The organism is Pseudomonas sp. NFIX28, from assembly GCF_900107395.1.
Classification (GTDB): domain Bacteria; phylum Pseudomonadota; class Gammaproteobacteria; order Pseudomonadales; family Pseudomonadaceae; genus Aquipseudomonas.
The window spans coordinates 110,948-130,451 of record NZ_FNPW01000008.1 but is presented as its reverse complement, the minus strand read 5'-3'; the positions used below and the strand labels follow the sequence as shown (position 1 = coordinate 130,451).

Below are 19,504 nucleotides of genomic sequence, written 5' to 3'. Positions count from 1 at the left end.
TTCAACGCGCCTGTGCCAGGTTGCGCAGCAACTGCAGGGCCTCGACGGCCAGCGGTTGGTACTGATTGAGAATGTCGCCCAGGCTGACCCAGAAAATCACCAGGCCCAGCACCAGGGTCAACGGGAAACCGATGGAGAAAATGTTCAGCTGCGGCGCCGCGCGCGTCATCACGCCAAAGGCGATGTTCACCACCAGCAACGCGGTGATCGCCGGCAAAACCAGTAACAGGGCAGCGCCCAACACCCAGCCGAGCTTGCCGGCGATTTCCCAGAAGTGATTGAGCAGCAGCGCGCTGCCCACCGGCAAGGTGGTGAAGCTTTCGGTCAGCACCTCGAAGACCACCAGGTGCCCGTTCATGCCGAGAAACAGCAAGGTCACCAGCATGGTCAGGAACTGCCCGATCACCGCCGCCGAAACGCCGTTGGTGGGGTCGACCATGGAGGCGAAGCCCATGCCCATCTGCGTCGAGATGATCTGCCCGGCGATCACGAAGGCCTGGAAGAACAACTGCAGGGAAAAGCCGAGCAAGGCACCGATGATGATCTGCTCGGCAATCAGCAGCAGCCCGCTCAGCTCCAGCGCGCTGACCGCCGGCATGGGCGGCAGGCTTGGCGCCACCACGACGGTAATGGCCAGGGTGAAATACAGGCGGATACGGGTCGGCACCAGGGTCGTGCCGAAGATCGGCATGGTCATCAGCACGGCGCCGATCCGGAACAACGGCAGCATGAAGCTGGCGACCCAGGTGCTGATCTGCGTGTCGGTAAGCGCCAGCAAAGACATGGCTTAGCCGATCAACTGCGGAATACTGCCGTACAGCTGCAGGATGTATTCCATGAAGGTCTGCACCAGCCAGGGACCGGCGACGATCAGCGTCACCAGCATCACCAGCAGGCGCGGCAGGAAGCTCAGGGTCTGTTCGTTGATCTGCGTGGCGGCCTGGAACATCGCCACCAGCAAACCCACCAGCAGGCTGGGGATCACCAGGATGGCGACCATCATGGTGGTCAGCCACAGCGCTTCGCGGAACAGGTCTACTGCAACTTCAGGCGTCATTGCGCACCACCCGCCAACAAGGTTTTAAACACCGCCGAAACTGCCCGCCAGGGTGCCGATGATCAGTGCCCAGCCATCCACCAGCACGAACAGCATGATCTTGAACGGCAGGGAAATGATCAGTGGCGAGAGCATCATCATGCCCATGGCCATCAGCACACTGGCGACCACCAGGTCGATGATCAGGAACGGAATGAAAATCATGAAACCGATCTGGAACGCGGTCTTCAGCTCGGAAGTGACGAAGGCCGGCACCAGGATCGTCAGCGGCGCCTGGTCCGGCGTGGCGATGTCGGTGCGCTTGGACAGGCGCATGAACAGCTCCAGGTCGCTGCTGCGGGTCTGGGCCAGCATGAAGTCCTTGATCGGCACCTGGGCCTTGGCCACCGCGTCCTGGGCATTGAGCTTCTCCGCCAGGTACGGCTGCAGGGCATCCTGGTTCACCCGGTCGAACACCGGGGCCATGATGAACATCGTCAGGAACAGCGCCATGCCGGTGAGGATCTGGTTCGACGGCGTCTGCTGCAGGCCCAGGGCCTGACGCAGGATCGAGAACACAATGATGATCCGGGTGAAGCTGGTCATCAGGATGACGAACGCCGGAATGAAGCTCAGCGCGGTCATGATCAGCAGGATCTGCAGGCTGACCGAATATTCCTGCTGGCCTTCGGCATTGGTGCCGAGGGTGATCGCCGGGATCGACAACGGGTCGGCCGCCAGCGCCAGCGGCGCCGCCAGCAGCAGGGCCAACATCAAGAGGAAGCGCAACGGCATTACTTCTTATCCTTCTGATCCTTGCCCAAAAGCTCCATCAGGCGCTGGGCAAACTCCGGAGTCGCCTGCTCGGCGCTCGGCACTTGCACCGGCTCCTTGAGCACGTGCAACGCGGTGATGGTGCCCGGCGTCAGGCCGAGCAGAATCTGTTCGTTGCCGACCTGCACCAGCACCAGCCGGTCCCGCGGGCCGAGCGAGCGCGAACCGATCAGCTCGATGACCTGCCCCTTGCCGGCCGGCCCGGCCTGCTGCACCCGGCGCAACAGCCAGGCGAGGAAGAAGATCAAGCCCACCACCAGCAGCAAGCCCAGCACCAGCTGGGTCAACTGCCCGGCCACGCCGCTGTTGCCGGCGACCGGCGCGGCGGCAGTGGCCGCCGGCTCGGCAGCCAGGGCCCAGAGCGGCCAGGCCAGGAACAGCGCGAGTGCCTTTTTCACTTAGCGCAGCTTCTTGATGCGTTCGCTCGGGCTGATCACGTCCGTCAGGCGGATGCCGAACTTCTCATTGACCACCACCACTTCGCCATGGGCGATCAGCGTGCCATTGACCAGCACGTCCAGCGGCTCGCCAGCCAGGCGATCGAGCTCGATCACCGAGCCCTGGTTGAGCTGCAGCAGGTTGCGGATGTTGATGTCGGTGCTGCCGACCTCCATGGAGATCGAGACCGGGATGTCCAGGATCACATCCAGGTTCGGACCGTCGAGGGTCACCGGCTCATGGCTCTTGGGCACACTGCCGAATTCTTCCATCGGCAGGCGATTGGACGCCGGCGCGCTGGCCGCATCGGCCGCCAGCAAGGCATCGATGTCGTCTTGTCCGGCGTCGCCGGTTTCCTGCAGGGCAGCCGCCCACTCATCAGCCAGGGCCTGGTCTTCTGCGGAAGTCATTTCGTGTTCGTCAGCCATGTTGTCCTCGGCGGGCAAAAAATCATTAACAAAGCGAATTCATAACAGCGCCGCTCAACGGCGCTCGATCGGCTCGATCACCTGCAGAGCCAGGTTGCCCTTGTGCGAACCGAGCTTGACCTTGAAGGCCGGCACGCCGTTGGCGCGCATGATCATGTCTTCAGGCAGCTCCACCGGGATCACATCCCCAGGCTGCATGTGCAGGATGTCGCGCAGGCGCAACTGCCGGCGGGCGACCGTGGCGCTCAGCGGCACATCCACATCCAGCACGTCTTCGCGCAGGGCCTTGCTCCAGCGCTCGTCCTGGTCGTCCAGGTCCGACTGGAAGCCGGCGTCGAGCATTTCCCGCACCGGCTCGATCATCGAGTACGGCATGGTCACGTGCAGGTCGCCGCCACCGCCATCGAGCTCGATGTGGAAGGTCGAGACCACGATCGCTTCGCTCGGGCCGACGATGTTGGCCATGGCCGGGTTCACTTCGGAGTTGATGTACTCGAAGTTGACTTCCATGATCGCCTGCCAGGCTTCCTTCAAATCGACGAAAGCCTGCTCCAGCACCATGCGCACCACGCGCAATTCGGTCGGGGTGAATTCACGGCCTTCGATCTTCGCGTGACGGCCGTCGCCGCCGAAGAAGTTGTCCACCAGCTTGAACACCAGCTTGGCGTCGAGGATGAACAGCGCGGTACCGCGCAGCGGCTTGATCTTCACCAGGTTGAGGCTGGTCGGCACATACAGCGAGTGCACGTATTCGCCGAACTTCATCACCTGCACGCCGCCCACCGCCACATCCGCCGAGCGGCGCAGCATGTTGAACATGCTGATGCGGGTGTAGCGGGCAAAACGTTCGTTGATCATCTCCAGGGTCGGCATGCGTCCGCGAACGATGCGATCCTGGCTGGTCAGGTCGTAGCTTTTGACGCTGCCGGGCTCGGCGGCGTGTTCGGTCTGTACCAGACCGTCATCGACGCCATGCAGCAGCGCGTCGATCTCATCCTGGGACAGCAGGTCCTGCACGGCCATGTCGTGTTCCTACTGCAGTACGAAGTTAGTAAAGAGCAACTGCTCGACGACCACTTTGCCGACCTCTTTCTGGGCCACTTCCTGCACGCTGGCGGTGGCCTTCTGACGCAGCATTTCCTGGCCGACCGGAGTCGCCAGGGTGTCGAAGCTCTGGCCGGAGAAAAGCATGACCAGGTTGTTGCGGATCACCGGCATATGCACTTTCAGCGCGTCCAGGTCGGCCTGGTTGCGCGCCAGCAGGGTGATGCTCACCTGCATGTAGCGCTGGCGGCCGTTCTGCGTGTAGTTGGCGACAAAGGCCGGCGCCATGGGCTCATAGATGGCCGCCGGCTTGACGTTGCTGGTTGCCTCGGCTGTCTCGGCAGGCTTGCTCTGGGCACTGCTGTGCATGAAGTACCAGGTAGCCCCGACGGACAAACCGATCGCCAGCAACAAGGCCAGAACAATCAAGAGGATAAGCTTGAGTTTGCCTTTCCCGGCGGGGGTTTTCTCTGCTGCTTCGCTCTTCGCCATGCCAATAATCCGTCATTAATCGGGTTTTCACAGTCGCACGGCAAGGCAAGAGCAAGTGTTATGCCAGATTTGTCCGAACTGAAGGATGGCGCGGCCCAAAGCAAAAGATCGCCAGCCGCGTTGTCACGCGGCTGGCGATCTTCCGTGCTGCGACGCGCGAAGCGTCAGGCGTAATAGTCGACGGCGCTGGTGCCGATGACCGTGCCGGTGTTGGCGGCGACTTCAGCCACGCTCGGGGCCAGCTCCTCATCCACGCCATCCACACGCCCACCGCTGGCGCTGGTGCCGTTGCTGCGATGCTGGCCCTGCTGCGCCTGCTCCTGGCCGCCCTGCCAGCTGCGCGACTGGTCGGAGACGTTGACGTCCACCTGCCCCATGCCTTGCTGGTGGAACATGTCCCGCAGGCGATGCATCTGCCCTTCGAGGGCTTCGCGCACGCCGACGTGGGCGCTCATGAAGGTCACCTGGGTCTGCTGGTCCGGCACCATGTTCACGCGAATGTCCAGGCGCCCCAGCTCGGCCGGCTGCAACTGGATCTCGGCGGACTTCAGATTGACGCTGGACAGGTACATGACCCGGTTGACCACCTCTTCGGTCCAGCCGCTCTGATGCATGGCCAGCGGCTGGTTCACCGGGACGGCGTTGGCGGTCTTGGGCGTGGCCGCCTGAGTCAGGGCCGCCAGGCGGTTGGCGAAATCATCGACGCGGGTGTCGCTGGCTGCGCCCTTGAGGTCCTTGAGGCCGTCATCGAGCAAGCCGCTGAAAGCCTTTTCGCCGCCCTGCTCGGTGCTGTCCTTGTCCACCTGCAAGTCCAGCATGTTGGCCATGCCACTGACAAAGGTCTGCGCCGAAGTCGGCCCATCATCGGCCACCACGGTCGGCGCCGCCTTGCCCTGGGCCTGGCTGGAAGCCGACACATGGCCGCTCTGCTCCATGGCCAGGCGCACCACCGGCAAGGCATCCAGCGGGTCGGCCTCGGGGTCGAATTCAGGGTCGACCGGCACCGGCACCGCGCTACCGGCCAGCACCGGGGCAACCGGCTGCGCTTGCGGCTGTGGCTGCGTCGGAGCCGGCGTTGCCGCCACTTGCGGCTCTGGGGTCGGCAACGGCACCGGCTGGGTCGCCTGCATCAGCGCCGGATCGAGCGCGGGATCGACCGGCGCACCGTCCGCCAGCGGTTGCTCGCTGCTCGCTGCTTGCTCATCGGCAACCTTGTCGTCGCTGGTCGCGGCCTTGTCGGCAGGCAAGGTTTTGCCGCTATCGGCAACCGCCGGCTCGCTGGCGGCAGCCTTGCTCTTGCCCGGACCGGCCGTGGCTGCGGCCTCGACACCCTTGTCGCGGGCCGGCTTGGCCGGGCCGTCGGCGGCCGCTACCGGCTTGCCGAGTGCTTCCTTGGCGAACACCCGGGCGAAGCTTGCGCCTTTATCCCCGGGCTCGGCGGCGCTCGCCTGGGGGGTGGCGGAAGCCGCTTGAGTCTTGGCCTGGGAAGCGGCCTGAAGCAGCATGTTCGGGGTAAGGGGCATGAAGACGGTCTCCGCTGCACTGGAATCGTAGGTACAGTTGGAAGACTTGTGTGCAAAGGTCGAGCCAGCTTTGCTGGCTCGCAGGGAAAAGCCCGGGTTGCAGCGCGGATTCAGCAGTGAAAACGCTGTCGCTCCTGTTCGCACAGTTGCCGGACAATCGCGAATTCACCGTCGATTTCACCGACCAGCTGCTCGATACCGCGCAGGGACGAGCCCTGGGCACGCTGCTCCAGCTGATGGCAGAGCTCGGCCAGGCGAATCGCCCCCATGTTGCTGCTGCTGCCTTTGAAGCTATGGGCAGTGGCGACAAGTTGACGGGGATCGTCGACCTTGTGCAATTGGCGCAAACGTTCTTCGGAGTCACAGAGGAAGGTGTCGAGCAACAACGGATACTCGTCCTCCATCACCTCCTGCAACGCGTTCAGCACCTCGTGATCCAGATGAATCTCAGCCACTTGCTCACTCCTTGATCAAGAATCGGCGAATTATGCCAGAGGCTCCCAAGAAAACTCCACGCAGGCACTGCGGCCATCGTCCGACCAGCTGGCGCGCCGGCTGAGCTGCCGGATCAGGCTGACACCGCGACCGGACAGGCGGTCGCTGTCGACAGGCCGCGCCAGCACTCGCCCGACATCGAAACCATGGCCGCTGTCCTCGACCCGGATCAGCAACCGACCGCCGGCGCCTTGAGGCTCCACCTGCAGGTGCACCCGCACAAAACCTTCCTGCAACGCCTCCAGGCGTACCGCGCGCTCCCGGTAATAGCGGGAAAACCCCTGGGCGTCGCGCTTGAGGCTTGAGTCCAGGCCGAGTACGCCATGCTCCAGGGCATTGGAATACAGCTCGGACAGCACGCTGTAGAGCGCCCCGCTCTGCGTGCGCAGGCCGTGCACTTCCAGCAGCAATTGCAGCAGGTACGGCAAAGGGTTGAAGCGCTTGAGGGTGGCGGCGCGATACTCGAAGCTCACCGACCAGTCCAGCGGGCAGGATTGGCCACTGTCGGAGTACACCAGCACCGGCGGCGTCAGCCGGGCCTCGCTCAGGCTGACCTCGACCATGCTCACATCGTCGCGCACCTGGCCGCGGAACTCGCCCAGGGCCTGCTGGATTTCCTCGAACAAAAGGTCGGGCTCGCGGTTGGCGGCAAACACTTGCTGCAAGCGCTCGACACCGAACAACTGATCGTTGGCGTCGCAGGTGTCGATCACGCCATCGGACAACAGGAAAACCCGGTCGCCCAGGGCCATGGGCAAGACCTCGGTGCGATCGTCGAACGCCTCGGCGCCCAGTACGCCCAGCGGCAAATGCTGCGCCACCAGCGGCACCCGCTCGCCGCTTGCCAGGCGATGCAGGTAGCCGTCCGGCATGCCGCCGTTCCACACCTCCACCGCCCGCCGCTGGAAGCTCAGGCACAAAAGGGTCGCGCAACAGAACATGCCCACCGGCAGGATGCGCTTGAGCTTGGCATTCATCTCGCGCAGGGTTTCGGGCAGCCCGTAACCCTTGGCCGTCATGCCGTAAAACACCTCCGCCAGGGGCATCGCGCCCACGGCCGCCGGCAAGCCGTGGCCGGTGAAATCGCCCAGCAGGACGTGCATGTCGCCGGTCGGGGTAAAGGCCGCCAGCAGCAAGTCGCCGTTGAACAGCGCATACGGCGATTGCAGGTAGCGAATGTTCGGTGCGCTCAGGCACCCGGAATGCGCCACCTTGTCGAACACCGCCTTGGCCACCCGCTGCTCGTTGAGCAGGTAGTCATGATGCTGGGTGATCTGGTCGCGCTGCTGCAGCACGGTTTCCTGCAGGCGCCGCAAGCGATCCATGGCCTTGATCTTGGCGGCCAGGATCACCGGGCTGTAGGGTTTTGCCAGAAAATCGTCGCCACCGGCTTCCAGGCAGCGCGCCAACGCCTCGCTCTGGGTGAGCGAGGTCAGGAAAATGATCGGCACCAGCGCTTCGCCCGCCAGACGCTTGATCTGCCGGGCAGCCTCGAAACCGTCCATCACCGGCATCATCGCGTCCATCAGCACCAGGTGCGGCCGCTGCCGGACAAACAATTCCACCGCCTCGGCGCCATTGCTTGCCGTCAGCACCTCATGCCCCTGGCGCCGGACAATGCTCGACAGCAGCATGCGGTCGGTCGCACCGTCCTCGGCGATCAACACGCACAGAGGCGCCTCGATCGGCTGCATGTCGGTCAACTGATATCGAACAGTTTGTCGAAATTGGAAATGGCGAGAATCTTGCGCACGTCCGAGTTGCTGTTGATCACTCGCACGTCGGAATCGTCGCCGCCGGCATGATCGCGTAGCAACAGGAGCATGCCCAGCGCAGAGCTGTCGAGGTAAGTGGCGTCCTTGAGGTCCACCACGATGGAGTCGGGCCTTTTGTTGAGCCGCTCGTAAGACTCGCGAAATTCCTGATGACGGCCGAAATCGAAACGCCCCTTGATCGAAATCGTCAGTTTTTGCCCATCTGGGGATACTTCAGTAACGACTGACATGACATCGCTTCCTTGTGATTGCAATCTGTACAAGGTTTAGCACCCCGTACAGGCCTGGGCAACCCGAACCGCCGAAGCGTCGCTGGCGACCGCCTGGCGGCGACGAACGGGATGCAATCAGTACGGATCCTGGCGCGGCAGGCGCTGGGACAGCTCGTCGAGCAGCTTTTGCTCGCGCTTGTCTTCCAGTTGGCGGGCTTCGTCGATGTAGCGCTGCACCAGTTTGCGCAAGCCCTCGACCCGGGCATAGGCCTGCTGCCAGGTTTCCCGGGCGCGGTTGAGGTTGTTCTGGTGCCAGGCCAGGCTTTGCCGCTGCTGCCCCACGGCGGTTTCCAGCTGATTGAGGAAGTGCTGGTAGTTCATCAGCCACTGGCCGGAAACCCCGCTGCTGCCTCGCTCGATCCACTGTTGCTGGTATTCGGCACGAAAGCGCTCCAGGTCCCCCAGCTTGCTTTCCGCCAGGCGCACCTGGCCCTGGAAATGCCCCAGGCGCTGGGCGGCGGTGCGCTCGGCGCTTTCGGCCATGTCGACCACAGGCGCCAGGCGCGCGGCACGGCTGCTGGCCATGAGCGGTTAACCGCCCGGCGCCGGAGCGAACACCATCTCCAGGTGGGCTTCGCTTTCGCCCAGGCTGATGCTGTCGTTGAGCCCCTGGCGCAGGTACGCGACCATCGAGGGCTGCAGCGAGATGGCGGTGTCGGTCTCGCGGTCGCCGCCCGGCACGTAGGCGCCGACGCTGATCAAGTCGCGCGCCTGCTGGTAACGCGACCACAGCTGCTTGAAATACTGCGCGCGGGTCATGTGATCCGGGGTCACCACCGCCGGCATGACCCGGCTGATGGAGGCCTCGATATCGATGGCCGGGTAATGCCCCTCTTCCGCCAGGCGCCGCGACAGCACGATGTGTCCGTCGAGCACGCCACGCGCGGAGTCGGCGATCGGGTCCTGCTGGTCGTCGCCTTCGGACAGCACGGTGTAGAAGGCCGTGATCGAACCACCGCCGGCTTCGGCGTTGCCGGCACGCTCCACCAGCTTGGGCAGCTTGGCGAAGACCGACGGCGGATAACCCTTGGTCGCCGGCGGCTCGCCAATGGCCAGGGCGATTTCCCGCTGGGCCTGGGCGAAACGGGTCAGGGAATCCATCAGCAACAGGACGTTCTTGCCCTTGTCGCGAAAATATTCGGCGATACGCGTGCAGTACATGGCTGCGCGCAGGCGCATCAACGGCGCATCGTCCGCCGGCGATGCCACCACCACGGAGCGCTTGAGGCCCTCTTCACCGAGGATGTGCTCGATGAATTCCTTGACCTCGCGGCCCCGCTCACCGATCAGCCCGACCACGATGATGTCGGCCTCGGTAAAGCGGGTCATCATGCCCAGCAGCACACTCTTGCCCACGCCGGTACCGGCGAACAGGCCGAGGCGCTGGCCGCGGCCCACCGTCAATAATCCGTTGATGCAGCGAATGCCCACGTCCAGCGGCCGGCTGATGGGGTCGCGCTTGAGCGGGTTGATGGTCGGACCGTCCATCGGCACCCAGTCCTCGGCCTTCATCCCGCCCTTGCCGTCCAGCGCACGGCCAGCACCGTCGAGGACCCGTCCGAGCATGCTCATGCCCATCGGCAGGCGACCGGTATCGGCCAATGGCACCACCCGGGCACCGGGCGCAATCCCGGCGACGCTGCCAACCGGCATCAGGAACACCTTGCTGCCGGAAAAGCCCATCACCTCGGCCTCGACCTGCACCGGGTGATAGCTGTCGTCGTTGACCACCATGCAGCGCGTGCCCATGGCCGCCCGCAGGCCTTCGGCCTCCAGGGTCAGGCCGACCATACGCAGCAGGCGGCCTTCGAGAATCGGCTGGTTCGGCAGTTCGGTGGCTTCGGCGTAGCTGCTCAGGCGCTTGCCGAAGCTGGTGCGGTCAAGGCGCATCGGCGGGGTCCTGCGCGAGGTCGACAGGGTCGACATCCGCGGCGGGCTTGCCCGTGGCGGCCCCCAGCTCGACGCTCAGGTCCGATTCGGCGGGATGCAAAGCCTGCTCGTGAAGCTGGTCGGAGAGTTTGTCCATGATCTTGGCGATCCGGGTTTCCATGGTCGCGTCGATACGGCTGTGCTCGGTCTCGACCCGGCAACCGCCCGGCAACATGGCCTCGTCCTCGACGATGCGCCAGCTTTCCTCATGGCGCTCGCGCAGGCTTTTGACCTGGGCGAAGTCCTGCGGGTTGATGTACAGGCGCACATTGCCCACGCCCAGCGGCAGCAGCTTGAGGGCTTCGCGCATGACATGCTCGATCTGGCTGGAGTCGATGGCCAGCTCGCGCTGGATCACCTGGCGCGTCATGTGCCGCACCAGGTTGACCAGGGCTTTTTCAATCTGCGTGTCCTGCTCGGCGATGGGTTCGAACAGATTGCCCATCAGGGTTTCCAACGCGGCCAGCTTGGCGTTCAGGGCCACTTCGGCTTCCTGGCGGACCTTGAGCGTGGTGCTGTGGAAACCTTCCTTTTCGCCCGTGGCGAAGCCTTCGTTATAGGCTTCCTGGCGAATGCTCTCGAGCTCTTCGAGGGTCAGCGGCTGGACTTCCTCCAGCGGCACTTCCTCGATCTCCGCCGGCGGTTCTTCAACCGGTTCCGGCTCAGGCTCGGGCTCAGGCACATGGGGGTCGAAACTGGGCAGCGCCCAGACGTCGAAACCACCGACGTCCCGAGCGCGAATCAGGTCGCTGGGGGTTTCATCACTGCTGGACGACATAACGCGACCTTAGATCATTTCTTCGCCGCCCTTCCCGCCGAGAACGATTTCTCCGGCTTCGGCCATACGGCGGGCAATGGTGAGGATTTCCTTCTGCGCGGTTTCCACATCGCTGACGCGCACCGGCCCCTTGGCCTCGAGGTCGTCGCGCAGCAGTTCGGCAGCCCGCTTGGACATGTTCTTGAAGATCTTTTCCTTGACGCCTTCGTCCGAACCCTTGAGGGCCAGGACCAGCACGTCGGAAGACACTTCGCGTAGCAACGCCTGGATGCCGCGGTCGTCGACATCGGCGAGGTTGTTGAACACGAACATGAGGTCTTCGATCTGACCGGACAGGTCTTCGTCGACTTCGCGGATCGAGTCCATCAACTGGCCTTCGATCGAGCTGTCGAGGAAGTTCATGATGTCGGCAGCGCGCTTGATACCGCCCAGGGTGGTACGCGAGGCGTTGGAGTTGCCGGCGAACTGTTTCTCGAGGATCTGGTTGAGTTCTTTCAGGGCGGCTGGCTGCACGGTATTGAGCGAGGAAACCCGCAGAATGATGTCCAGGCGCGCCTTGTGGTCGAAGTTGCCGAGCACTTCGCCCGCCTGGTCCGGGTCGAGGTAGGCCACCACGATCGCCTGGATCTGCGGGTGCTCGTAACGGATCACGTCCGCCACGGCACGCGGCTCCATCCATTTCAGGCTGTCCAGGCCGCTGGTGTTGCCGCCCAGCAGGATGCGGTCGATCAGGCCGTTGGCCTTGTCCTCGCCCAGGGCCTGGGTGAGCATCTTGCGCACGTAATCGTCGGAGCCTACGCCCAGGCTGGTCTGGTCGCCGACGATGTCGACGAACTCGCTCATCACCTGCTCGACCTGCTCACGATGCACGTTGCCCATCTGCGCCATGGCCACGCCCACTCGCTGGACCTCTTTGGGGCCCATGTGGCGCAGCACCTGCGCGGCATCGGTCGAACCCAGGGACAGCAGCAGAATCGCGGCCTTGTCGACCCGGGTCAGTTTGGCGGTAGCGGCTCGGTTATCACTCATCTGCGTTAATCCACTCTTTCACGACCTGGGCCACTCGGCCCGGGTCTTCTGCCACCAGACTCTTGATTGCGTTCAACTGCGCGTCATAGCCTTCGCTCGGGCTAGGCAGCAGGATGCTCTGCGGGCCGCCGAGGCTGACGCGATCGTTGGCCAGCTCGCCATCCAGGCCGCCCATGCCGCCGAGCTCGACATCGCTGCCGAGCCCCGCCAGTTGCTTGCCCTTGCCGCCGCCGGTGATGTTGTTGAGCACCGGGCGCAGCACGCCGAACACCAGGACCAGGATAAACAGCACGCCCAGGACCTGCTTCACGATGTCCCAGAACCAGGGCTGCGAGTAGAACGGAATATCGGCGATCACTTCACCGCGATCGGCCGAGAACGGCACGTTGATCACGCTGACGCTGTCGCCACGGCTGGCGTCAAAGCCCACGGCGTCCTGGACCAGGCGGGTAAAGCGCGCCAATTCGTCGGCGCTCCACGGCGCACGGCTGGTTTCGCCGTTGGCCGGGTTGACCTTGACCTGATCGTCCACCACCACCGCCACCGACAACCGGTTCAGACGACCCTGCTGTTGCTTGGTATGGCTGATGGAACGATCCAGTTCGAAGTTCTTGGTGGATTGTTGACGCTTGTCGTTCGGGTACGGCGCCAGCATCGGCTGGCCGGTGGCCGGGTCCATGATCTGCTGGCCGTTGGCGTCCAGCAGCGGCTGGCCTGGCTGCACCATGCCGGCGGCAGCGGTGGCGCCACCGGTGGTCTGCGGCGCGCTGGCCGGTGACGGCGGCTGGTTGCTCAGGGCGCCAGGCACGCCTTGCGGACCCAGGCTGCTGGAGCGCTGTTCGTTGACCGACTGCTCGCTGCGCAAGGCCGGCTGGTCCGGGTTGAACTGCTCGGACGTCGACTCGACGGCGCTGAAGTCCACATCGGCGGACACTTCGGCCTTGTAGCGGTCGTTGCCGAGGATCGGCTGCAGGATGTTATGCACACGCTGGGTCAGCATGCTTTCCATGCGGCGGCTGTAATCGAATTGCTTGCCGGCCATGGTCAGTTCGGAGTTTTCCGCCTGGTCGGAGAGCAGGTTGCCCTTCTGGTCGACCACGGTGATCTGCGACTTGCTCAGCTCGGGAACGCTGGTCGCCACCAGATTGACGATGGCCACCACCTGGCCCGGCTCCAGCGAACGACCGGAATACAGCTCGACCAATACCGAAGCGCTGGGCTTGCGCTCGTCGCGCACGAACACCGAGCTTTTCGGAATCGCCAGGTGCACGCGCGCGCCCTTGACGTTGTTCAGGCTGGAAATGGTGCGAGCCAGTTCGCCTTCCAGGCCGCGACGGTAACGGGTCGCTTCCATGAACTGGCTGGTGCCCAGGCCCTGCTCTTTATCGAGAATCTCGAACCCGATATTGCCGTCGCCCGGGGCCACGCCGGCGGCCGCCAGCTTGAGACGCGCGCGCGGCAAATCGTCGGCCTTGACCAGCAAGGCACCGGAGTTGGGTTCGACGGTGTAGGGAATATCCGCGGAGGCCAGGGTGTCCATGACCTGCTTGGCGTCCATGCCGGCAAGACTGCCGTACAAGGGACGGTAATCGGGCTGCTGGGACCACAACACCACGGCAAAACCAATCGCCACGCTGGCAGCCAGGCCGACCATGAGGCCAACCTGACGCAACATGGTCATCTCGGAGAGGTTTTCCAGAAAAGACAACCCGAACAGCGGCGGTTTGCCTTCTGTCGGAGTGGCCTTGGCCGGTACGTTATCGGCGACTGCTTCTGCCATGACTCAATCTCGTCCTTAAACCGGCATCTGCATGATGTCTTGGTACGCCTGAACCAGCTTGTTGCGCACCTGGGTCAATGCCTGGAAGGACACGCTGGCCTTCTGCGAGGCAATCATCACGTCGGTCAGGTCGACCCCGCTCTTGCCGATCTCGAAGGCACCGGCCAGCTGGCTGGACGCCTGCTGAGTGTCGTTGACCTTGTTCACCGCCTGCCCAAGCATGTCGGAAAAACTGCTGCCGCTCACCTGCGGCACCGCGGCCGATTTAGGCTGGGCCATGGCGTCCATTTGCATGGCCCGCATGTCCAACATCAACCGATTAAATTCAATACCTTGGCTCATGGTCTACTCTCTCCGACGACCCGCAATTTTTTGACACTCACGCAGCGGTTAGTGAGGTGTTAGCAACAAGGGTGCCAGCTCCATGAAGACACCGAACAAAAGCCGGCATGGGCTGTCGTCCCACACCCTTCATGTTGCAAACAGATAAGCCTCGACATCCATTCCGGCATCCCGCATCTGCGCCAGCTTGTAGCGCAAGGTGCGCGGGCTGATACCCAGGCGCTCGGCCGCCTCCTTGCGTCGGCCACGCTCGGCCCGCAAGGTGTCGATGATCATCTGGAATTCCCGCCGCCGCAGATCGTCGCCCAGGGCTCCCGCCGACTCGGCTGGCGGCATCTCGGCCTCCACCGGCGCACTGCGCACCGCTGCCGCCACGGCCGGCGCCACAGTCGGCAGCGGCGCACAGGCCAGCGGTCCGCCCAGGCAGAAATCTTCCGGCTGGATCAAGCCGCCCTGCTGCAGGATCAACGCGCGCTGGATGGCGTTATCCAGCTCGCGCACATTGCCCGGCCACGGATAACCCAGCAGGCACGCCTGCGCCTGGGCCGACAAGCGGGCCGCAGCGTGTTTCATTTTATTGACGTGCTTGGCCAGCAGGCGCTCGGCCAGCGGCAGGATATCGGCGGTACGCTCGCGCAATGGGCGCCAGGCCAGCGGAAATACCGACAAGCGATAGTAGAGGTCTTCACGGAACCGCCCCGCCGCCACTTCGCCGGCCAGGTCGCGGTTGGTGGTCGCCACCACCCGGATATCCAGGGCGATGGGCTTGCGCGCCCCCACCCGCTCGACTTCACGCTCCTGCAGCACCCGCAACAGCTTGGCCTGCAGGGCCAGGGGCATTTCGGAAATCTCGTCCAGCAGCAAGGTGCCGCCATCGGCCTGTTCGAACTTGCCGGGCTGGGCGGCGATGGCGCCGGTAAAGGAGCCCTTTTCGTGGCCGAACAGCGTGGCCTCGAGCATGTTGTCCGGAATCGCCGCGCAGTTGATCGCAATAAAGGGCTGGCTGGCACGCGGCGACTGCTGGTGAATGTACCGCGCGAGCACCTCTTTGCCGGTGCCGGACTCGCCGGAAATCAGCACCGTGGAATCGCTGCGCGCCACCCGCGCCGCCAACTCGAGCAACTGCGCGCTGGCCGGCTCGAATGCCACCGGCCCTTCGCCCTCGGCCGCGTCCAGGCAACCCAGGGCATGTCGCGCCACCAGATCCAGCAGGGCCTTGGGCTCGAAGGGCTTGACCAGATAATCGGCGGCGCCTTGACGCATGGCCTCGACCGCTCGCTCGACCGCGCCATGGGCGGTCATCAGCAACACCGGCAATTGCGGCTGGCGCGCACGCAGCAAGCCCAGCAACTGATGACCGTCCATGCCGGGCATGTTGACGTCGCTGACCACCAGGCTGAACGACTCGCCAGACGCCGCCTCCAGCGCTTCTTCCGCGCTGCCGACCGCCTTGTAGTCATGACCGGCCAGCAACAGCGTATCCGCCAGGGCCTCGCGCAGGGCGCGATCGTCTTCAACCAGTAGAACCTTGATTGCCATTACCTTCACTCCACTCCTTGAGCGCCGCAGAACAGTGGCAGAACCACCAGCGCGCAGGTACCGCGCCCAGGACGCGAGCGCAGCAGCAACTCTCCCTGATGGGCACGCGCCACCGCCTTGACGACCGTCAGCCCAAGGCCGGTTCCGGTGGCCTTGGTGGTGAAAAACGGTTCGCCCAAGCGCGCCAGCACCGCCGCATCGATACCGCTGCCGCTATCGCTGACACACAGCCGCAAGCTGTTGCCGCGGGTATAAAGATGGACTTTCAGACGCACCTGGCCAGCACTGGCCTGGATCGCGTTCTCGATCAGGTTGAGCACGGCCCCCACCAGCGTGTCGCGGTTGCACAGCAACTCGCCGGCATGGCTGTCGCACTGCCAGCGCACCGGCACATCCTGCACATGGGTCAGGGCCGCCGCCTGCAGCGATTGCAGCAGCGCCTTGGGTGTCACGCGGTCGGTCAGCGGCAGCTCGCCCCGGGCGAACACCAGCATGTCGCGGACCTGATGCTCCAGCTCATGCAGCCGCTCTTTCAGCCGCCCGGCAAAACGCTGCTGGGTGGCGACGGGCAATTCCTGCTCGGTCAGGTGACTGGCATACAACAGCGCGGCGGACAGCGGAGTACGGATCTGATGCGCCAGGGACGCCACCATGCGCCCAAGGGACGACAGGCGCTCATGACGGGCCAGTTGGTCTTGCAAATGACGGGTTTCAGTCAGGTCGTTGAGCAGCACCAACTGGCCAGGCTCGGCATCCAGCGAACGAGTGGCGATCGACAAGCGTCGCCCGTCCTTCAGGGAAATCTCATGGCCGTCGTCTTCTCGCGGCGCAAAGCAACGGGCAATGACATGCCGCCACAGCTCGCCCTCGAGGGGCAGGCCGAGCAGGTCGCAGGCGGCAGGGTTGGCTTCGCGGACAATGCCCTGGGCGTCGATGACAATGACGCCGCCCGGCAGCAGATCGAGGAGGTTTTGCAGACGGTTGGCCAGACGCTCTTTTTCCGCCAGTTCCTGCATTCGCTGGGCGCTGACCACAGCCAGTTCGCCCTTGAGCTCGGTCACCCGAGCCTCAAGCATGCTGTAGGAATCGGTAAGCTGGCTCGACATCTGGTTGAACAAGGCGAACGCCTGCTCAAGGCCAAGCCGGCTTGCCTGCTCTACGGACGACGTTTGCCCCTGGATTTCAGGAACAGGAGACATCTGGGCGGCTTGGGGCATCGTGCTCTCTCGCGTGGCTGACCGTCAGTTAAACGGAACGTTGAGAGAGACTTAGCAATACCCGTGCCGAAAAAAAACCGCCCGGTTTTCAACAGGTTAAAAAACAGGCGTCAATCATCCGCCTGTTCGTCACCCTCGCGACGGCTCATGCCGTACTTGCGCATTTTTTCCACCAGCGTGGTGCGGCGGATACGCAGGCGCTCCGCAGCCCGCGCCACAATGCCGTTGGCATCGTCGAGCGCCTGCTGGATCAGGCCCTGTTCCAGGCCACCGAGGTAGTCCTTGAGGTCCAGGCCTTCGGGCGGCAGCATGGCGGTGGCGGCGAAATCCGGCGTGTGGCCGTTGATCGCCACTCGCTCTTCCAGGTCGCTGCGCAGGCTGTCCACCAACTGCTCGTCTTCGTCGTCGACATAGCGGAATTTCTTCGGCAACTCGACCACGCCGATAACACCGTAGGGATGCATGATCGCCATGCGCTCCACCAGGTTGGCCAGTTCGCGAACGTTGCCCGGCCAGCCATGACGGCAGAGCGACATGATCGCCGCAGAATTGAAACGGATCGAACCGCGCTTCTCGTGCTCCATGCGCGAGATCAGCTCGTTCATCAGCAGCGGGATGTCTTCCACGCGCTCACGCAGCGGTGCCATCTCGATCGGGAACACGTTCAGGCGGTAATACAGGTCTTCGCGGAAACTGCCGACCTCGATCATGCTTTCGAGGTTCTTGTGGGTCGCGGCGATGATCCGCACGTCGACGCTCTGGGTCTTGTTGCTGCCCACGCGTTCGAAAGTACGTTCCTGCAGCACGCGCAGCAGCTTGACCTGCATCGGCAGCGGCATGTCGCCGATCTCGTCGAGGAACAGGGTGCCGCCGTTGGCCAGTTCGAAACGCCCGGCACGGCTGGTGATGGCTCCGGTGAAGGCGCCCTTCTCATGGCCGAACAGCTCGCTCTCCAGCAACTCGGCGGGGATCGCGCCACAGTTGACGGGCACGAACGGCGCTTCGCGACGCTTGGAGTGATAGTGCAGGTTACGCGCAACCACTTCCTTGCCCGTCCCGGACTCACCGAGGATCAGCACGCTGGCGTCGGTATCGGCCACTTGCTGCATCATCTGCCGGACATGCTGGATCGCCCGGCTGGTGCCGACCAGGCTGCGAAAGAGGTTGGGTTCGCGATGGCGACCACGCTCACGGGCCTGATCGTACATTTCACGATAGACCTGGGCGCGGTGCAAAGAATCGAGCAACTTGCTGTAGCTGGGCGGCATTTCCAGGGTGGAAAGCACTCGACGACGCTGGTCTTCCGGCAAGTCAATGGAAGAATTATCGCCCATTAACAAAACTGGAAGGAACTCATCCCAGGTTGAGAGTGTCTTTAACAGGCCCAAAAGTGCGCCAGGAGCATTTACAGTCCCAATGAGGACACAGATTACTTCTCGACTTGATGACAATGAGCCGACAGCCTGCTGCCAGTCATGGCTTCCGCAGGGTAAATTTTCTTCGCCAAGAAAATTTAAAATCACCGCCAGGTCGCGGCGGCGGACGCTATCGTCATCAATCAGCAGAATTTTGGTTTCACGCCACATGCAATAGCAACTTCCCTAGTCAACTCAATGCCCGGAATCAGGCAAGCTAGACGCTTGTAGGCATTTTGAGCCTGATAGACGTCTGAAATCTGAAAACAGCCACTAGTTAAGTCAAAAAAGCGTGCACAGTCAAATTTATGGCGCACTGGATTCGGATTAACTTAGAGGGTTAATTAACCGAACAGATGGTAAACCTTTGCCGCGTTCTGTGCTTGATGGATCTGTGACATCTCGTCGACTATCGCCTGTCGCTCCCCTGTCGTCACTTCAAGCAACTGCCGATAAACCCCCAGCAATTCCTGCAGGTTCTCGCGCAGCGCCGCCTCATCTTCCAAAGTTTCACTCAAGATGTCTTCCATGCAGGAACGGCAGGCCAGGTCCAACTGGCCAATCGCTTCCCAGTTACGCTCGGCCAGTGCGGCGACCAATGCTTCACGGGTTTCTTCGATGCGCTGCAATACAAGACTCATGGTGATCTCCTTAGAACTGCGGGCCCGGCTCAGCGATAGCGTCCCAGCCTTCCTTGACGGTGCGCAGCAGGTCGGCGACCTCGTCGAGAATCTTTGGATCGGTCTTGATGTTCGCCTCGGTGAGGCGCGTCATCATGTAGGTGTACAAGCCGTCCAGGTCACCCAGGGTATCGGCTGAATTTTCCAGGTCGAGCCCTTCGCGCAAGCCGCCGATGATGCCGATGGCCTTGCTGATGAACACACCTTTGTTGGGGATATCCTTGCGTTCCATCGCCCCTTTGGCTTGGGCGATACGATCCAGGCCGCCTTCCATCAGCATCTGCACCAGACGATGGGGACTGGCTTCGGAAGTCTGCGCCTGGGCACCCACTTTCTGGTATTGCCGAAGGGCTAACATCGGATTCATGTTCTACCTCATCAAAACTCAAGGGTTCGTATAACCAGCGTATCGACGCCGCGTCAAAAAACTTTAGATCAAAAGCCAAAAGCCCGGAACG

The 19,504-nt window shown here is 63.2% G+C and carries 22 protein-coding genes; all 22 read right to left on the bottom strand.

The window, feature by feature from the left end; all coding sequences use genetic code 11:
• Window position 1 precedes the first annotated feature (1 nt).
• Entirely contained in the window at window positions 2–784 is a 783-nt protein-coding gene (fliR, locus tag BLV20_RS16920) for a flagellar biosynthetic protein FliR (protein ID WP_092303357.1), read from the bottom strand.
• 3 nt (window positions 785–787) lie between these two features.
• Entirely contained in the window at window positions 788–1,057 is a 270-nt protein-coding gene (gene fliQ, locus BLV20_RS16915) for a flagellar biosynthesis protein FliQ (protein WP_003184009.1), read from the bottom strand.
• Window positions 1,058–1,081: 24 nt separating this feature from the next.
• Window positions 1,082–1,831, bottom strand: a complete 750-nt coding sequence (gene fliP, locus BLV20_RS16910) for a flagellar type III secretion system pore protein FliP (protein WP_092303355.1) — start codon at window positions 1,829–1,831, stop codon at window positions 1,082–1,084.
• Window positions 1,831–2,268 carry a flagellar biosynthetic protein FliO gene (fliO, locus tag BLV20_RS16905; RefSeq protein WP_092303353.1) on the bottom strand — a complete coding sequence of 146 codons (438 nt, stop codon included), beginning with the start codon at window positions 2,266–2,268 and terminating at the stop codon, window positions 1,831–1,833. The genes fliP and fliO overlap by 1 nt, the downstream gene beginning before the upstream one ends.
• The gene (fliN, locus tag BLV20_RS16900) at window positions 2,269–2,736 is read right to left on the bottom strand and encodes a flagellar motor switch protein FliN (protein ID WP_092303648.1); all 468 of its coding nucleotides are present in this window, start codon (window positions 2,734–2,736) and stop codon (window positions 2,269–2,271) included.
• Window positions 2,737–2,790: 54 nt separating this feature from the next.
• Window positions 2,791–3,759 carry a flagellar motor switch protein FliM gene (fliM, locus tag BLV20_RS16895; protein ID WP_009042741.1) on the bottom strand — a complete coding sequence of 323 codons (969 nt, stop codon included), beginning with the start codon at window positions 3,757–3,759 and terminating at the stop codon, window positions 2,791–2,793.
• A gap of 9 nt (window positions 3,760–3,768) precedes the next feature.
• Entirely contained in the window at window positions 3,769–4,272 is a 504-nt protein-coding gene (gene fliL, locus BLV20_RS16890; protein ID WP_092303351.1) for a flagellar basal body-associated protein FliL, read from the bottom strand.
• Between the two features lie 164 nt (window positions 4,273–4,436).
• Window positions 4,437–5,795, bottom strand: coding sequence for a flagellar hook-length control protein FliK (locus BLV20_RS16885; RefSeq protein WP_092303349.1), 1,359 nt, complete (start codon window positions 5,793–5,795; stop codon window positions 4,437–4,439).
• 110 nt (window positions 5,796–5,905) lie between these two features.
• Window positions 5,906–6,250 (bottom strand): Hpt domain-containing protein, encoded by a 345-nt coding sequence (locus tag BLV20_RS16880; protein WP_092303347.1) that lies wholly within the window; start codon window positions 6,248–6,250, stop codon window positions 5,906–5,908.
• 30 nt (window positions 6,251–6,280) lie between these two features.
• Window positions 6,281–7,984: an ATP-binding SpoIIE family protein phosphatase gene (locus BLV20_RS16875; protein ID WP_092303646.1), complete on the bottom strand. Its 1,704-nt coding sequence runs from the start codon at window positions 7,982–7,984 to the stop codon at window positions 6,281–6,283.
• A 5-nt stretch (window positions 7,985–7,989) separates the two neighbouring features.
• Window positions 7,990–8,295: an STAS domain-containing protein gene (locus BLV20_RS16870; RefSeq protein ID WP_075118564.1), complete on the bottom strand. Its 306-nt coding sequence runs from the start codon at window positions 8,293–8,295 to the stop codon at window positions 7,990–7,992.
• Window positions 8,296–8,412: 117 nt separating this feature from the next.
• Window positions 8,413–8,862, bottom strand: coding sequence for a flagellar export protein FliJ (fliJ, locus tag BLV20_RS16865; protein WP_092303345.1), 450 nt, complete (start codon window positions 8,860–8,862; stop codon window positions 8,413–8,415).
• Between the two features lie 6 nt (window positions 8,863–8,868).
• A complete protein-coding gene (gene fliI, locus BLV20_RS16860) occupies window positions 8,869–10,227 on the bottom strand; it encodes a flagellar protein export ATPase FliI (protein WP_092303343.1) in 1,359 nt (452 codons plus the stop codon).
• Complete coding sequence (gene fliH / locus BLV20_RS16855; protein ID WP_092303341.1) at window positions 10,217–11,044, bottom strand: flagellar assembly protein FliH; 828 nt, start codon at window positions 11,042–11,044, stop codon at window positions 10,217–10,219. The genes fliI and fliH overlap by 11 nt, the downstream gene beginning before the upstream one ends.
• A 9-nt stretch (window positions 11,045–11,053) precedes the next feature.
• Entirely contained in the window at window positions 11,054–12,073 is a 1,020-nt protein-coding gene (fliG, locus tag BLV20_RS16850; protein WP_007922630.1) for a flagellar motor switch protein FliG, read from the bottom strand.
• A complete protein-coding gene (gene fliF, locus BLV20_RS16845; RefSeq protein ID WP_092303339.1) occupies window positions 12,066–13,853 on the bottom strand; it encodes a flagellar basal-body MS-ring/collar protein FliF in 1,788 nt (595 codons plus the stop codon). Before fliF ends, fliG begins: the two co-directional genes overlap by 8 nt.
• Window positions 13,854–13,868: 15 nt before the next feature.
• Window positions 13,869–14,195, bottom strand: a complete 327-nt coding sequence (gene fliE, locus BLV20_RS16840) for a flagellar hook-basal body complex protein FliE (RefSeq protein ID WP_092303337.1) — start codon at window positions 14,193–14,195, stop codon at window positions 13,869–13,871.
• Window positions 14,196–14,324: 129 nt separating this feature from the next.
• Window positions 14,325–15,734: a sigma-54-dependent response regulator transcription factor FleR gene (fleR, locus tag BLV20_RS16835; protein ID WP_092303335.1), complete on the bottom strand. Its 1,410-nt coding sequence runs from the start codon at window positions 15,732–15,734 to the stop codon at window positions 14,325–14,327.
• Between the two features lie 5 nt (window positions 15,735–15,739).
• A complete protein-coding gene (locus BLV20_RS16830) occupies window positions 15,740–16,933 on the bottom strand; it encodes a sensor histidine kinase (protein WP_175540224.1) in 1,194 nt (397 codons plus the stop codon).
• A 128-nt stretch (window positions 16,934–17,061) separates the two neighbouring features.
• Window positions 17,062–18,537, bottom strand: a complete 1,476-nt coding sequence (locus BLV20_RS16825; RefSeq protein WP_007922638.1) for a sigma-54 dependent transcriptional regulator — start codon at window positions 18,535–18,537, stop codon at window positions 17,062–17,064.
• Window positions 18,538–18,710: 173 nt separating this feature from the next.
• Window positions 18,711–19,007, bottom strand: a complete 297-nt coding sequence (gene fliT / locus BLV20_RS16820; protein WP_092303331.1) for a flagellar protein FliT — start codon at window positions 19,005–19,007, stop codon at window positions 18,711–18,713.
• A gap of 10 nt (window positions 19,008–19,017) precedes the next feature.
• Window positions 19,018–19,413: a flagellar export chaperone FliS gene (gene fliS, locus BLV20_RS16815; protein ID WP_092303330.1), complete on the bottom strand. Its 396-nt coding sequence runs from the start codon at window positions 19,411–19,413 to the stop codon at window positions 19,018–19,020.
• Window positions 19,414–19,504 lie beyond the last annotated feature (91 nt).